Raw genomic sequence first — 15,380 nt, forward strand, 5'->3', positions numbered from 1 at the left:
GATTAACAGCTTCGGATTAACTTATGGATCATGGTTTCACTTCTTAGGATAAAGGATTCCACATCATTCAAATTCAATGTTCCTTGACTCATCAATGCAAGATCAAATAACTGGTTGATGATCAGGTCTGCTTGGCTTTTATCCTCGGATTTTAAAATAAATCGAACAATATCATTATTTAAATTAACCAATAACGTTCTTTTGGATTGCATTTCCTTTATGGAATGGTCTGTTCCCTTGATTAATCCGTACATCTCCATCATATCTGCCATACGGCGGGATTTTTCATCATTGACGATCAAAGTAGTGATACTGTCTTCTGCCAGGTTTGTAATTTTCAGTTCCATCTTGCCTAATCGTTCCCCTAACCCATGATGGATTTTCTGAGTGAGTAATTCAACCTTTGCCGCATCATCCCCATTGAGGGAACCCTGAAACAGGGATTCAATGTTGGAATCGATACGAACGAATTGTATATTCGAATGAACAACTTCTTGTCTGCGCAGGAAGGGCTGGTCGATCACATGATCAAACAATAAAGCGTTCAGTTTGCATCTCTTGAATATCTCTATATAATGGGACTGCTCTATCGCCTCAGAAGCATAGTAAACGATTCCCTTATCCGCATTCGTCTCATCATCGATATATTCCTGAATTGTCCTGTATCTGCCATAGATATCTTCAAAAATAACCTTTCGAGTCATGACAGAGGCGAAGATCTTATCCTGCATGATTCCATATTTAACGAACGCATTCAGGTGCGGCCAGAAGGTTTCATACTGTTTTCTGTTTTTTTCAAAAAAGCTGTTCAGGGCTATCGTTACTTCCTGTGAGAGGCACTCGTATATCAGACTTGCCATATCATCCTTTTGTTCGTCTTCCCGGATGGTGGAACGTGATACTACCAGCGGAAGATTCTTGCAATCAATGATTCCGCTTTGAAGATTCACAAATTTTGGTACTAATTCTTTGATATTTTCTCCTACATAGACCCCTCTGTTATAAATCTTAAAAGAACCGTCTAATTCCTCGGTTCCGTTCTTGGTATTCCTGAAGAAAATAATTCCGCTGATACCGATATCAATACTTTCAAATTTGATCCAAAAAAGCGGATCTGCGATATCATTGTAAAATTCCTTATAAAAATTGTTCATCTCCTCGGGAACGATGGCAGAATCCGGCTGCTTCCAAATAGGGTTGGTATCGTTTACGAATACTTTGTCAAATTCGGGAGCCTCAAAATAAACCTCTGTTTGTAAAAACATGAAGTATTTTTTAATAATATTGTAAACTGTTTCAGGTTTTGACATATAAGGATTAGGGTCGTTCATATAAAGGATCACGTCTGTTCCATGTTGGGTTCGGGTACCCGGTTTCATCTCATAAGACATATCCGATTTGCAGTCCCATCGCACAGCGGAGGCGTTCTCTTGATACGACTTTGTTTCTATTGCAACATGATCTGCCAGCATAAAGGCTGAATAAAAACCCACACCGAAATGACCAATGATAGAATCTGTTTGCTCCTGGCTATGTTGATTGATAAAATCGGCGGCACCGGAGAATGCGATTTGATTGATATACTGATCTACCTCCGCCTCCGTCATGCCGATACCGTTATCCGATATGATGATACAGTTTGCTTCCGTATCCAAAGTAACGACGATCCTGGCTGCTGAAGATTCCTTTACAGCTTCACCTTTTTCCTGTAATGTAACAAGTTTTTCAATGGCATCTGATGCATTTGAAATCAATTCTCGAAAAACGATATCCTGCTCTGTATACAACCATTTTTTTAAGATAGAAAAAATATTCTTACTTTCTATGGAAAGATAACCACTTTGCTTATTCAATATTCCATCCGCCTTTCTCTATATGGATTTCAGTATTTCTACACAATCTTAGCGCTCAACCAATTCGGAAAAGGCGGTGAAAGTTTATCAATCAGCTTTTTTCGAATTGTTCAGTACACCCTAATTATAACAAGCATTCATCGCTAATGAAACAAGGAATACAGCCATTCTTTATGCATAATATGAATTTTACGATGCGAAAAAATTCAGATATGATAGGCGTATAAAAAGTAAAAAAGACGTTGGAAGAAACTGTTATGAGCGAGGGAATGGTTATTTATTTTTTTATTAGGAGGAAAACAAATGGCTGACAGAATAACAAACGCCAGTTACGTAAAATGGCCCACTTTCGAAGAGATTAAAGAGATGTTCAAGGAGCATTTTATCATGGACAGACGTGAGGATGGCGTCGTAACCGTACGCATGCACTGCAATGGCGGCCCGCTGATCTGGTCCATGGAATTACATGATGCCATCGGGAAAATGTGGAGGCTGCTTGGCACAGACCGTGAAACAGAAATGATTATTTTCACAGGAACAGGGAACATCTGGGTAACAGACTTTGAAGCAGCCAGCTGGGCTCCGGAGGGGGACAACGCCGGTGAAACAAGATACAGCCATATGTTTGTCGACGGACGTCGCATGATTATCACCATGATTCAGGATACCGAAGTTCCTACGCTTGGCGTGTTAAGCGGCTCAGGCGGTCATATCGAGCTGGCATGCATGTGCGACTTATGTATTGCTGCTGATGATATTACAGTTCTTGACCCTCATATGCTGCCGGGCATAAACAACGTGCCTGGAGATGGTATTCAGAGCTGCTTTATGGAATTAATGCCTACAAGACAGGCCGTTTGGTATCTGATGACAGGTGACAAGATGACAGCAGAGCAGCTGCTCCAGTTTGGAATGGTGTCAGAAATTGTACCAAGAGAAAAATTAATGGATCGTGCTTATGAGATTGCGGATATACTGATGGCGCAGAACCGTATCGCAAGACGTCTTACAACACAAGTGATTCGCCGTCCTTGGAAACAGAGAATCGTAGATGACCTTGACTGCGCGTTTGGTACGGAAATGTTCGGCATGTTCTGTGCTGACGAATTGCACTCTGACTTGAGATCCATGATAGAGTATCTGGGAATGAATGGAAAGGTCGATCCACCCTTTGCAGGAAAGGTAAGATAATTAGTATCCGGAGGGATTTATGAAAAAAATATTTACAATAAACTGTGGTTCCACTTCCACGAAAGTCGCGTATTTTGAAGACGATAAGATGGTTAATAAAGTATCGTTAGATGTTACGGCGGAGCAGCTGAAACAAATGCCAAAAACACTTCAACAGCTTGAACTCCGTGCGAATCAGGTAAAGACCTTCTTGAAAGACAACCAATTAGACCCAAAAGATTTTGACATTATCGTGGCACGAGCCGGAACGATTCCAGCTGTTCCCTATGACGGCGCCTTTGAAGTAAATGAATTGATGCTTGCTTCCGTGACTTATGCACCGGAGGCCCAGCACGCGTCAACTCTTTCCTGTTTGATTGCCAACGAATTGGTGAAAGGTCTGGATGTTCCTGTCATCATTTACGATCCTACCTGCGTTGACTCAGCAGATCCCATTGCGAAGATTACGGGAATCCCGGAAATCACCAACATGCCCATCGCCCATTTATTAAACACGAAGATGGCTGGAATCACCTATGCCGAATCGATAGGAAAGAAATATAAAGATTTAAACTTAATCATTGTTCAATTGGGTGGAGGTATCACGCTCGGTTTCCACGATCACGGACGTATTGCTGATTGGGTCTATGATGACGAAGGTCCTATGTCTCCCCAAAGAGCAGGCCGCATTCCAACGAGATACTTGGCTAATTTATGCTACAACAGCAAAATGACGCTGCAGGAAATGAGAATGTATCTGTGCGGACAGGCAGGTCTGGTTGCCTATTTCGGCACTCAGGATGTCAGAGACATCGAAAAGCTCATCGATGAAGGGGATGAAAAAGCCGAATTGGTTCTTCATGCCATGGCTTACGGAGTGGCTAAGAGCATTGGAGAGCTTTCTGTGATTCGAAAAGGAAAGGTAGATCAAATCGTCCTGACAGGCGGTATTGCATATTCCAAAAGAATTACAGGTTGGATCAAAGAACTGGTTGAATTTATTGCGCCGGTCAGTGTCATCCCCGGTGAGAAGGAAATGGAAGCCTTAGCAGCCGGCGGGCTGCGGGTTCTAAAGGGAGAGGAAGAGATTCATCCTTACAATGTATATCCAAAAGGATATCATTCTATTGAGGAAATCATCAATAATCCTAATTTCCTGGCGTAACGGAAGGTGGTAAGATGTATAAGAATTATGAAGCTCTGAAAGAAGCACGCCTTGATCCAAATGCACCTAAAAAAAGAATCATTGTAGCCGGTGCTGTAGACGAGCATGCTTTAGAAGCAGCTTTCGAAGCACAAAAGAAAGGTTATGTTACTCCGGTGCTGGTAGGCAGCAAAGATAGCATCCTAGAGCTGATAAATAAATTCGGCTTTGAGAATGAGGTTTATGAAATCGTTCATTGTGAACCGGACACGAATCCGTCTTCCCTCGCGGTGCAGTTGGTACATGAAGGCAGGGGAGATTTTATTTTAAAAGGGAAGCTGGAAACAAAGGATCTTTTGAAACCTGTCTTGGATAAGAAAACCGGATTAAATGACAATGGTTTCATCACCCATTTCGGCCTAATGCAGATCAAGGGATACCATAAGCTATTGGCGATGAGCGACAGTGCCGTGATTCCCTATCCTACTCTAGAGGATAAGGTAAAGATCGTTAAAATTTGTATGGATATGCTGCGAAAGCTTGGTTACGAGAAACCTGTGGTGGGGGCGCTATGTGCTGTTGAGACTGTAAACCCAAAGATGCCGGAAACTGCAGATGCGGAAGCACTTCAAAACATGTCTGAAAATGGTGAGTTTGGGAATGGTGCTGTGGTTGGTCCCATCTCTTACGACTTGGCTACGAGGAGGGAGGCGGCTGCCATAAAAGGATATCAATCTCCTTATGCCGGTAATGTGGACATGCTGCTTGTCCCGCAAATGGTAACAGGTAATGTTATGAGCAAGATTTGGAATGCAGATGAAGACAATATCCTGGCCGGGTGTTTGGTAGGTGCCAATGTTCCTATCGCATTAACTTCCAGAAGTGCAAGTATGAATGAAAAATTATACTCCATCTTATTGTGCAGCTTATTAAGCGAAACGAAATAATCGCTTTATGGCAGAGGGAGAACTCCTCTGCCATCTTTTTTTCGGTAGCATTTCTTTCTATCTGATAGGATGCCTTTTTTACATTGTCCTTCTCTAATACGGAAAACTGCCTGTATCAAATTTACTGATATTTTTTACGATATCTACAAAACTGGTGACCAGTTTCGAAGGATTTGATTTTTTATAAAGCATCATAATTTTAGATTTCGTAGAAAAGCCGCTGATAGGGAAGAATGTCAACATATCGTCACTCATCTTGGTGTGGGTTAACGATGTTGGAACAATGCCATAACCTAAGCCTAATGATATCTGCAGCATAACAGAATCACTGGTATTTAAATATATCGTATCTATATTTTTCATTCCGCCTAAGGTTCGAAGCTCATACATCACTAATTTAATAAAAGGGGGCTCCACATAAGTAGGGAGAATTAAAGGCAATGATTTTACAATCTCGGCGATATGCTCTTCTGACGGCTCTTTGGCTATCTTTGAAGATACGATAATGGAAAAATCATCCTCGGCCACAGGGATCTGCTCGATTTCATCGTTGTCCGAAGTAGCAAAATCATAAGTAAATCCCACATCATAGATATCATATAGTATGGCACTGGTAATTTCACTGAAATTATATAATTCGATTAAAAGCTGGGTATCCGGGAAATTCTTTTTAAATGAGTCAAGTGACTGATGCAGGATGTTTCCGAAATTACCGGGCGTCACGACTCTTAGAACGCCTGATTCCCCTTTTCCTGCGGATTTGGTATCACGAATAATGACTTCCATATGCTTGATGAACAAGTCACATCCCCTGCTAAAGACAACTCCGGCTTCCGTCAACTCCAGTCTTTTGTTATCCCGGATAAATAGCTGGACCCCCAATTCTTGCTCAAGGGCTATTAATTGGCGGCTTAGAGTAGATTGATTGATGTAAAAATGTTTGGCTGCCTTCGTTATGTTCTTATACTTTGCAATATACTGAAAATGAAGCAGAGTTTCGATATCCATACACAGAATCCTTTCTCATTAGTAGGTATCCAGCAATTTGTTGATTTTCGCTGCGAGAACAGCGGGATCTACTCGCAGGCTTTTGGCCACCATGCCAACTGTAGCTTCCTTTAGGATTTCCGCTCCCATAAGTCCTTTCAAACCCATCAGTTCTTCATCCAAATGATAGAAGTCAATCTGAAATTTGGGATACCTGGCAAACAGCTCGGATATTTTTTGATTGGTGTCTATAATTTTAGCCGCTCTTATGATATCCTGATCTGTTTTTACTGTCTGATCAGACTGGTTCCCTTCCAAGCGTTCTCGGGACAATGCTAGAATTTCACTGATATCTTCCTTTGTCTTCAAGATTCCCAGATGATTCTTCTGATGATCCATAACCAAACTGTAAGTGATCAGAAATCTTTTATTACCTTTATTATACCAATATTTTAATTTTTTTTCACTATCATTTAATATCGCTTGCCTGGTCCCTTCTGTAATAGGCAGGTCCTCTTTGGTGATCTGTTCCCCCAGAACTGAAACGATCTCCCCTGTGAGTGTATAATAAACAAGACCCATCTCCCTGCTTGCTAATACAGCCGGAAGGAGCATTCCATGATCCACCCCGATTTTGAGAGTATCTTTTGGTATGAAGTCTGCAGGTTTGTCGATATAAACATATCCATCCATATCATCGGATCTTTTCAGCTCCGTAAAAGTCTCTTCGGTCAGGCTCCTAAGCGCTTTGGGCAAAATCACCCTTTCTTCCAAATCAAGATAATTCATGAAAATCTGGGTCAGGCTTCTTTGATGGAAGATAAAGCGGAAAAGATCTCCGGATTTCAGAATCTCCTGATTATTCGAGATCTCATGAATAATAGCATCGCCTAATTCCTTGACTTTTTCTATCTGAAGACGCATGCCGGCAGGAAGCAGGAGGGGATAGAAGTTTTTTTCCTGCCTTTTAATATGAATTTGAAATTGACTCAATCGTTCATAGATTTCTTTCCAGGTATCTACGGTTGCTTCCTCGCCCTCCATTTCATCGACTCTCACCAAAAAAGATCTCACGATACGGTTTTCTTCGTAATAATTTCTTATCGGGTGGCCGAGTTCCAATCTGGAATAAGGAAAAGGTAAATAATTCTGAAAAAGGTTCAATAATTTTTCGGTTATCACCTGACTGTCGGCTACCCTGAGCTTTTCACCAAGCTTCATCTTGATAGACTCAAACTGGGCGGGCCTAATGTTGGCCATTTCTCCAGCGAGCTGATTTTTGGCCTCCTCCAATGGTATCTTATCCGAAAGATACTGATCGGCTATTTGAAATGCCACACCCACCTTGGCTTCAGTTCGTTCACGATAATCCATGCTCAACCTCCGTATTCATCGTATTTATTATTTTATCAAAAATTTTAGCATCTAAAAAGAACCTTCTTCTATGATGAACATAAAGAAGGCTCTCTGTTTGTTTTATTCTTACCAATATACTATATTGTATTACGCTTCAACATTCTTAACATGCTTGACATTCACAAAGGAAATAACCACTGTACCTAGAACAGACATGACTATGAAAATCAGATACGCTGTCTCAGTACTTCCGGTTGCGCCGCGAACCAGTCCCAATACGAGGAAGGCTGCCGATCGGATTACTCCATGGATCATGTTAACAAGGCTAAAAGCAGTTGCGAAGTCGCTGCGTCCATAACACAGTGTTGTCATCGATGGAGCGAAGTTCGCATTACCGCCGATGCCAAGGCCAATCATTACAATTCCCAGGTAAAGGGTCATTTGACCGCCGGGAGCGATGAGCATGGCAATGGCAGCAGCATACCAGATACCGTATATCTGGGTTGCAAATTTTGTTCCCCACTTCTGATCGACGATTCCCCATAGATAAGAACCCAGTACACCTATGAGTGCCGCGACGGACATGGTCATGAGTGCCGCTTGAATTGTAAATCCACGGTTACTGGAAAGATACGGAATCATTTGGGACATGATTCCCACAGTGCCCATTCCGGTAAGTCCGTAAGCCAGTCCCAGGAGCCAGATACGGGGATTTAACAGAGCCTGCAGATAATTCATTCTCTCTTTACTGCCAGGTGTACCTTCCGGCAAATCAACATGACCGAGCTCTTCACGCTCATTATCCGGAAAACACCCCGCATCTTCCGGGCTCGCCTTGATTAACAGCTGATTGAAGATCCCCACGAGGAATAGTATACTGGCGAATATGTATAAAGCGTGAGTGATATTGCCGTTTGGATCAAAGATTTTACTGAAAGCTGTCAGGAGTGCAGGAATCGTTGCAGAAGCAACGTTCATACCCATGGTTGTAAAACCAAGTACGATCCCCTTTTTCTTTGGGAACCAGTTTGCAATCATCGCATAGCCGCCGATGACAGAAAAACAGTTAATGAAAGTAATCATTAATGTTTCCGTAATACCGTACATCAGGATGTTTACACTTTGTGCAAAAAGAATGATTGAAACAGCGGCGGCAAACAGTGCAATCGTTGTTGAAAGCTTCAATCCCCACTTCCGGATTACAATACTCCAAAAGGAGGTCAAAATCAGAGCGGCAACAGATGCCGGGGTTGCAATAGAAAGCAACTGATTCGCGTCCCAGCCTTTTAACGCCGCAAAACCGGGAACGATAATGTTCAAACCATCCACTGTTAAGCCGGTCATGAAGTAAACAAGTACGGCCGAATAAACAATCATGAATGTGCCTTGGTTGCCGAAATTGTACTTTACTTTAGTTGATTTCATCTTAAACTCCATATCTTTTTTAATGGTGTTTCGCGAAACGATGAATATATTGATTACCAATAAAATACCAATTTTGGGAGGGATTGTACAATGCTTAATTTGCATGAAACGTATCAAGGCCGGATTTGCTTTCACATCTTTTCGTCAATCATACCCCTTTACCGTACTGTTCTGATTTCTTTTCCTCTATCCGAGCTTATTTTGAGGTACAGCGTGAGTCCGAATCCAACAAGGCTCAGCACGGCAACCGTCATAAATGCTATATTATAGCCGTTGCCCAGCGCTTTGGTTCTGGCCGCCAGCTGGGGTCCGATGACACCGGCGAATCCGTAGGCCACATAGAGGAAGCTGTAGTTGACTGCCAAGTTTTTAATGCCGAAATTATCCGCACAAATGGGAGAGAACATCGAAGTGAAGCCCCCGTAGCAGGCACTGATGGCGAAGAGAGCCACTACGAATACGATTCCGCCGGAAATTGTAAGCAGGATCATGGATGCTACGATCATAGCAAACAAAAGCATCATGACGGTATATCTTCCTAGGCGGTCTGAAACGAATCCAAAGGTCAGCCGTCCGAAAGCGTTAAAAATGGATATGATTCCGATCAGAAAAGCTGCTCTTTCCGGAGTAAAATTCTGAACCTCCTGCAGAATTGTTGATGCATGGCCCATGATCATCAAGCCGGCGGTAGCTCCTAAGGTCAAGGCGATAACAATCACGTAATACCGGGAAGTTTTCAGCATTTCTCTCCAGGTGTAATCCTTCGAGGCTGTTATAGTCTTTCCTTCCTTCACCTTTTTCTTCGGCTCCGGCCTGAAATCTTCCGGGACATCTTTGATCAGAAAAGAGAACGGAATCATAACGATGACAAAAATTGCGGCAAACAGCCCAAACACCGGAAGGACGCCTTGCTTGCCGATAAAGTTTGCGGCCAGAGGAGCCCAGATAATAGATCCGCCTCCATAGGCGCAGGCCAGCAGTCCTGCCGCCATGCCTGTTTTGTCAGGAAACAGTCTGCCGCTGTACGCCATAAGACAAGGATACAGCATACTGATTCCGGTTCCCACAACAACTCCATAAATAAGATACAAATAGCCGATGGAACTCGTGAACATGGTAGCCGTAAGGCCGATTACGTAGATGGCAATTCCAATCCTTAAATATTTTTTGACACCCAGAGTTTTCTGATATTTTCCGAGAAATACCGGCGCCATGGTTGAGACCAGTACCTGAATGGTGAACGTCAGCGAAATTGTTTGGATTCCCCATTCGAAATGTTCCATGAGTGGTTTTTGAAATACACTCCAGGTATATCCGATACCGGCGCACAGCGCCAGCACCATTGCAGCAATCATATGCTGCCATCTTTTTTGTTCAAAACTCATTTAATACTTCCTCCATCAAAGGCTGGAATGCCTAATATTTCACGGGCTTCAGCAGGAGTTGCCGGTTGATTTCCGTATGCTTTTACTGCAGCAACAGCTCGTTCCACCAGCATCCGGTTTGTCGCCATAATCTTGTTGCCGTTTTCATCCTTGCCGAAAATCACATTGTCTTCCAAACCAACTCGGAGATGTCCTCCTAAAGCGAGGGATGCAAACATAATCGGAAGATGGCCGGCGCCGACACCAAAGGCTGACCAGGTTGATCCTTCAGGAAGGTGATCCTTCAAATACATGAGGTTTTCAACGGTAGCAGGCATTGCCCCAAGTACGCCCAAACAAAACTGATAATGGTTCTTGGCCGGGAGATGTCCTTTTTTCACAAAATACTCTGCAACGCCCAGCATGCCGGCGTCGAATATTTCAATTTCAGGCTTGATTCCACGCTCCATATACAAATCTCCGAGCTCCTGAAGAAACTGAGGGGTGTTCATAAAAACTCCGCCCGGCATCCAATTAAAGGACCCCGCATCGTAAGACCCCATTTCGATTCCTTCCAGCTCTTTATGGTGCTCCATGCGTTTTGCATTGCCGGCGGGATCTCCTCCGGATACGCGATGATCTCCGGAAGAAGTACAGTTGATGATAACGTCACAGTCCTTATGCTCACGAATCAGACGGATTGTCTCTCGAAACTTCTCTTTATCCATAACTCCCATACCTTGATCGTCCCTCATATGTAAATGAACAACTGCCGCACCCAGTTTCCAAGCTTCATATGCGTCTTGGGCAATCTGCTCCGGAGTCTCCGGGATATTATAACCGGCAGGTGTAACCGCCCCTGTCAGAGCCGCTGTAATGATAGTTTTTGCCATATTTCATACACTCCTTTTATAATAATAGTTGAAATCGTAATGTTTCTGCGATATCGTATCTCACATCTTTGTTTATCACATAACAATAGGAAATTTCTTTTTATATTTTATATTAACAATAATGTATCTTGAAATCCAACGCAAAATAATCATGACGTAACCCGTATTCTGCATAAAGAGCACATTCCTTTACCTGATAAAATGCAAAAACACCTACAGTCAATATCCTGTAGGTGTTTTGTAAAATTATAAATATCAAAATACCAAAATGATTATAAATTTATAAATTCATTGCTAAGATTTATTTTTTGATCCAATATTTTTTTCGCAGATAATAGAAACCTTTCAATTACCGGATTGGTATTCTCAGTTTTCCATAAGATCGCCTTCTCCGCTACAATGGGCGGTCTTTCCTCCGTTTCAATTCGTATGAATTTTACTCCGGGCGGGGCAATCATTTTTGCCGTGTCGGCAATCACCGCAACGCCGATATTGCTGTTCACCAGCATAAGCAGGCTGTTAATACTGGTAACAACGGCAGCAATTTTAGGAGTAAAGCCGGCTACCCGGCATAAATAATTAACATGAATGACTCCTAAATTGTACGTGTCCGGAAGAATAAAGATAAACTCATCTTGTACAAGGTCTTCCATTTTCAACGATTCTCTATTGGCATAGGGATGTTTCTCAGATAGGGCGGCATAAACCGGGCAGTGTGCCACGGCGAAAGAGGATATGTCCAGTATGTTTCCGCTGTCATGACACAAAGTGTAAGCGCAATCTATTTCATCCTGCAATAATGCGTTGATTAAATTAGACATGCTCTTATCGCTATAGTAAATCGCAACATCCGGATGCTCTTCCCTGAATGCTTGAATAATGTCCGGGAATAATTCATCGATCAAATCGTTTTGAATACCTAGTCTTAGACGGGAAATGTCACTTTCTTTTACCTGCTTGAATTTAAATACACAGCGATTATATTCAGAGACTATTTTTTCTGCATACTCCAGGAAATCCTGCCCAAAACCCGTTAGCTTCACATTCCGCCTGTCTCTATGAAACAACTGACAGCCAAGTTCTTTTTCCAGCCGTGTGATCTGCCTGCTGAAGGCGGATTGGGATAAAAACATCTGCTCCGCTGATTTCGTAAAATTAAGACTTCCCGCCAGCGTTAAAAAGGCTTCTAAATTCTTAATATCCATACACATCCCTCTTTCTTTCATGGAGAAGTCTAACCAATATTTTATGTTAACATTTTTCCAATTATTCGTCAAATTCAAGGACGTGCTCTTTTTTGTTATGCTAAAACGGCATCCTGTAATGCCTTTTTTGCGTTAGATTTCATTGTTTTAAGTAGATATAATGAAAGCAAATGTTAAGCAGTTAACAACTTAAAAAAAGACATTATGTCGGGTAAGTTTGGAAGAGATAAGGAAAATAAAATGAAGAAAATACTTCTTAATATTGACGGAAATACAATTGAGGCCATTAAGGGGCAGAACCTTTTGCAGGCGGCACTGGATGCAGGAATCTACATTCCTCATCTATGCTACCACCCAAACCTGAAACCGCAAGGGGGCTGCAAGCTTTGCTCGGTAGAGCTGGAGGGAAAAGACAAGCTGGTACAATCCTGTGAAACAACGGTACAGGAGGGCATGGTTGTAAAAACCAAATCACCCAAGGCGGAACATCTTCGCCGGGTTGCATTGGAGCTTCTGCTGGCTAGTCATCCTGCAGATTGTACCTCCTGTGCCGCTTATTTAAATTGCGAGCTGCAGGCAATCATGCAGAACATGGGGGTAGCCCACTCCCGTTTACGCCGCATTGAAAAAGAGAACACCAGAATCGGATATTCCGATCATCTCATTCAGAAGGAAATGCAGCGGTGCATCCAATGCGGACGTTGTGTTCGTGCCTGTTCGGAGCTTCGTGGTGTCGGTGTCCTGCAATACAACAAGAAAAACGGAGAAACCTACGTAGGGACAAAAGAGGATAAACCCCTTTCCGAAACAGACTGCCGCTTTTGCAGCACTTGCGTGGAGGTCTGTCCTACAGGAGCCATTCAAGATATCAAGGGAGTCTTTGCAAAGGATGCACCTAGAAATCTGGCACTGATCCCCTGTAAGGAGAAATGTCCTGCTCACACGGATATTCCAACCTATATTCGCCTTGTAGAAGAGGCAAAGTATAGTGCCGCAGTATCCGTAATCCGTGAAAAGCTTACCTTTCCGCTTTCACTGGGATATATTTGCAATCATCTTTGTGAAACAGGATGCAAAAGAGGACACCTGAATGAAGCTCTCTCCATTCGGGGCCTTAAGCGGTATGCTGTGGAGAACGATAAGCAGGAACTCTGGAAAAGCCGAACCTTTCAAAACCCTGCTACCGGAAAAAAAGTTGCGGTCATCGGAGGAGGGCCTGCTGGCATGACAGCAGCATTTTACCTCTCAAAAAAGGGCCACAAAGTGACGGTTTTCGAGAGACAGCCTTTGGCGGGGGGGATGCTTTCATATGGAATTCCCAAATATCGGCTTCCGCAGGAAATTGTGAATGGGGAAGTGGCAACCTTGAAAGAAACGGGAATCGACTTGAAAACCAATACAGATATTACATCATTGGAAGAGATAAATGGTGCCGGCTTCGACGCAGTATTAATTTCGGTAGGCGCACAAAAGGGCAAGCGGCCTCCGGTTTGCGACCGTTCCTGGAAGAATACATACGATGCGGTTACCTTCTGCAGACTTTCCAATCTGGGACAGCTGCCGGAGATGGGAGAAACTCTTGTGGTTTACGGCGGTGGAAATGTCGCTTTTGACTGTGCCAGAACAGCTAAAAAAAGCGGGGTCTCCAATGTAAAAGTAGTCTGTCTGGAACCCAGGGAAAAAATGATGGCAGATCAGGAAGAAATCCTTTGTGCTCTGGAAGAAGGCATTGAAATACTAAACAGCAAATCTATGCTGGACCTTGAAGAAAAGGATGATCATGTAAGTGCAGTCAGACTGATTCATGTAACCTCCTTCCGATTTGGTGAAAAGGGACTTGAATTGCAGACAGAACAAGGCTCTGAAGAATTGATCAAGACAGACTCTTTGATCTTTGCAACGGGTCAGCAGCCTGATCTGGATGATTCCTTTGGTATAGAACTCTTTCGCGGAAGCTTTGTGAAAACAAAGGAAGACCTCCAGACAAATCTTGAAGGAATCTATGCTGCGGGAGATGCAGTAACGGGGACCAGGTCTGTTGTTGATGCTATCGCTTCCGGCCGCCAGGCTGCCAGCAGTATTGACAAGTATTTAGGCGGAGACGGCATGATTGATGAGCTTCTTTATGACAGAGAGCCTGTGGACCCGGAAATAGGAGTGATTGAGGGCTTTGCCAAGATGCAAAGAGTTGAGCCGTTACAAGGGGAATGTGACGCAAAAGCGGAAGCATGCCGATGCTTGCAATGCGATCTGAGATTGGATATTGACAAAGTGAAATTCTGGGGAGATCCGCACTATAAGCAAGTAAATAAGGTGGTGAGCGAATGATTTGTGAAACCAATAGTTCAATCCTTCCGGCGACAAATGAAGGTGCCCTTTCCGGAGGAACCTGCTGCGTTGTAGATTTTTCAAAGGAACTTATGGATTTTGTCCGGAAGGAATCCTGCGGCAAATGTGTTCTTTGCAGAGAAGGTTCCTGGCAGGTATATAAAATTATTGCAGATATAACCGAAGGCCGGGGAGGAAGCGAAGATTACGAACTTTTAAAAGAGTTGCTGGAAATGATCAGCCAAAATGCAGGCTGTGAGATGTCCGCAACCGCGGCCTCTCGGTGCCTCGAATTGTTAAATTCTTATCAAGAAGAGTGGGATCTGCATATCCGCAGGAAACGATGCACAAATTTAATCTGCAAACAGGCCTTTACTTTATATATAGCACCGGATACCTGCGATGGATGCGGAAAATGTCAGGAAGTCTGTCCTGAGGGTGCGATCTCGGGGGGCAAGGGCATGATTCATGTGATTCATCCGGAGATCTGTACAAAATGCATGCAATGTATCGGGTGCTGCCCGAAAGAGGCGATTAAAAAAGCCGGTGCAGTAAAACCGAAAGTACCGGCGGAACCCATTCTGGTGGGAAGCTTCGGAGGCTCCGCAGGAAGCAATGAAGCAGGCACTTCTATGAGACGCCGGCGTCGGGGAGAGTAAGTCGTTAGGAACAGCAATCTTAATTTAGATAAAAGTTTGCTAATGCTGT

General features: G+C 43.2%; 12 protein-coding genes. 5 read left to right on the forward strand and 7 right to left on the reverse strand.

Features of this window, described 5'->3' with window-relative positions; translation table 11 throughout:
• Positions 1–2: 2 nt before the first annotated feature.
• Positions 3–1,853 carry a molecular chaperone HtpG gene (htpG, locus tag KCX82_RS07785; protein WP_227017893.1) on the reverse strand — a complete coding sequence of 617 codons (1,851 nt, stop codon included), beginning with the start codon at positions 1,851–1,853 and terminating at the stop codon, positions 3–5.
• 303 nt (positions 1,854–2,156) lie between these two features.
• Here htpG and KCX82_RS07790 point away from each other — a divergent pair, with 303 nt between their 5' ends.
• From KCX82_RS07790 to KCX82_RS07800, 3 genes are read left to right on the forward strand one after another with little or no spacing between them, the layout of a single operon-like run.
• On the forward strand, positions 2,157–3,044 hold the full coding sequence (locus KCX82_RS07790; protein ID WP_227017894.1) for an enoyl-CoA hydratase/isomerase family protein: 888 nt from the start codon (positions 2,157–2,159) through the stop codon (positions 3,042–3,044).
• A gap of 19 nt (positions 3,045–3,063) precedes the next feature.
• A complete protein-coding gene (gene buk, locus KCX82_RS07795; RefSeq protein WP_227017895.1) occupies positions 3,064–4,188 on the forward strand; it encodes a butyrate kinase in 1,125 nt (374 codons plus the stop codon).
• Positions 4,189–4,202: 14 nt separating this feature from the next.
• Positions 4,203–5,114, forward strand: a complete 912-nt coding sequence (locus KCX82_RS07800; RefSeq protein WP_227017896.1) for a phosphate acyltransferase — start codon at positions 4,203–4,205, stop codon at positions 5,112–5,114.
• Positions 5,115–5,207: 93 nt separating this feature from the next.
• Here the strand turns inward: KCX82_RS07800 and KCX82_RS07805 are convergent, their stop codons facing one another.
• From KCX82_RS07805 to KCX82_RS07830, 6 genes are all read right to left on the reverse strand, one after another.
• The gene (locus KCX82_RS07805) at positions 5,208–6,122 is read right to left on the reverse strand and encodes a LysR family transcriptional regulator (RefSeq protein WP_227017897.1); all 915 of its coding nucleotides are present in this window, start codon (positions 6,120–6,122) and stop codon (positions 5,208–5,210) included.
• An 18-nt stretch (positions 6,123–6,140) separates the two neighbouring features.
• Positions 6,141–7,475, reverse strand: coding sequence for a hypothetical protein (locus KCX82_RS07810; protein WP_227017898.1), 1,335 nt, complete (start codon positions 7,473–7,475; stop codon positions 6,141–6,143).
• 129 nt (positions 7,476–7,604) lie between these two features.
• Positions 7,605–8,987 carry an MFS transporter gene (locus tag KCX82_RS07815; protein ID WP_227017899.1) on the reverse strand — a complete coding sequence of 461 codons (1,383 nt, stop codon included), beginning with the start codon at positions 8,985–8,987 and terminating at the stop codon, positions 7,605–7,607.
• A 53-nt stretch (positions 8,988–9,040) separates the two neighbouring features.
• Positions 9,041–10,267 carry an L-lactate MFS transporter gene (locus KCX82_RS07820; RefSeq protein ID WP_227017900.1) on the reverse strand — a complete coding sequence of 409 codons (1,227 nt, stop codon included), beginning with the start codon at positions 10,265–10,267 and terminating at the stop codon, positions 9,041–9,043.
• Positions 10,264–11,139 carry a beta-keto acid cleavage family enzyme gene (locus KCX82_RS07825; RefSeq protein ID WP_227017901.1) on the reverse strand — a complete coding sequence of 292 codons (876 nt, stop codon included), beginning with the start codon at positions 11,137–11,139 and terminating at the stop codon, positions 10,264–10,266. Before KCX82_RS07825 ends, KCX82_RS07820 begins: the two co-directional genes overlap by 4 nt.
• A 272-nt stretch (positions 11,140–11,411) precedes the next feature.
• Positions 11,412–12,344 (reverse strand): LysR family transcriptional regulator, encoded by a 933-nt coding sequence (locus tag KCX82_RS07830; RefSeq protein ID WP_227017902.1) that lies wholly within the window; start codon positions 12,342–12,344, stop codon positions 11,412–11,414.
• A gap of 204 nt (positions 12,345–12,548) precedes the next feature.
• Here KCX82_RS07830 and KCX82_RS07835 point away from each other — a divergent pair, with 204 nt between their 5' ends.
• Together KCX82_RS07835 and KCX82_RS07840 are read left to right on the forward strand one after the other, a co-directional pair.
• Complete coding sequence (locus tag KCX82_RS07835; protein WP_227017903.1) at positions 12,549–14,672, forward strand: FAD-dependent oxidoreductase; 2,124 nt, start codon at positions 12,549–12,551, stop codon at positions 14,670–14,672.
• The gene (locus tag KCX82_RS07840; protein WP_227017904.1) at positions 14,669–15,331 is read left to right on the forward strand and encodes an NADH-ubiquinone oxidoreductase-F iron-sulfur binding region domain-containing protein; all 663 of its coding nucleotides are present in this window, start codon (positions 14,669–14,671) and stop codon (positions 15,329–15,331) included. Before KCX82_RS07835 ends, KCX82_RS07840 begins: the two co-directional genes overlap by 4 nt.
• Positions 15,332–15,380: the final 49 nt, after the last annotated feature.

Source organism: Sinanaerobacter chloroacetimidivorans, from assembly GCF_018128545.1.
GTDB classification, from domain to species: domain Bacteria; phylum Bacillota; class Clostridia; order Peptostreptococcales; family Anaerovoracaceae; genus Sinanaerobacter; species Sinanaerobacter chloroacetimidivorans.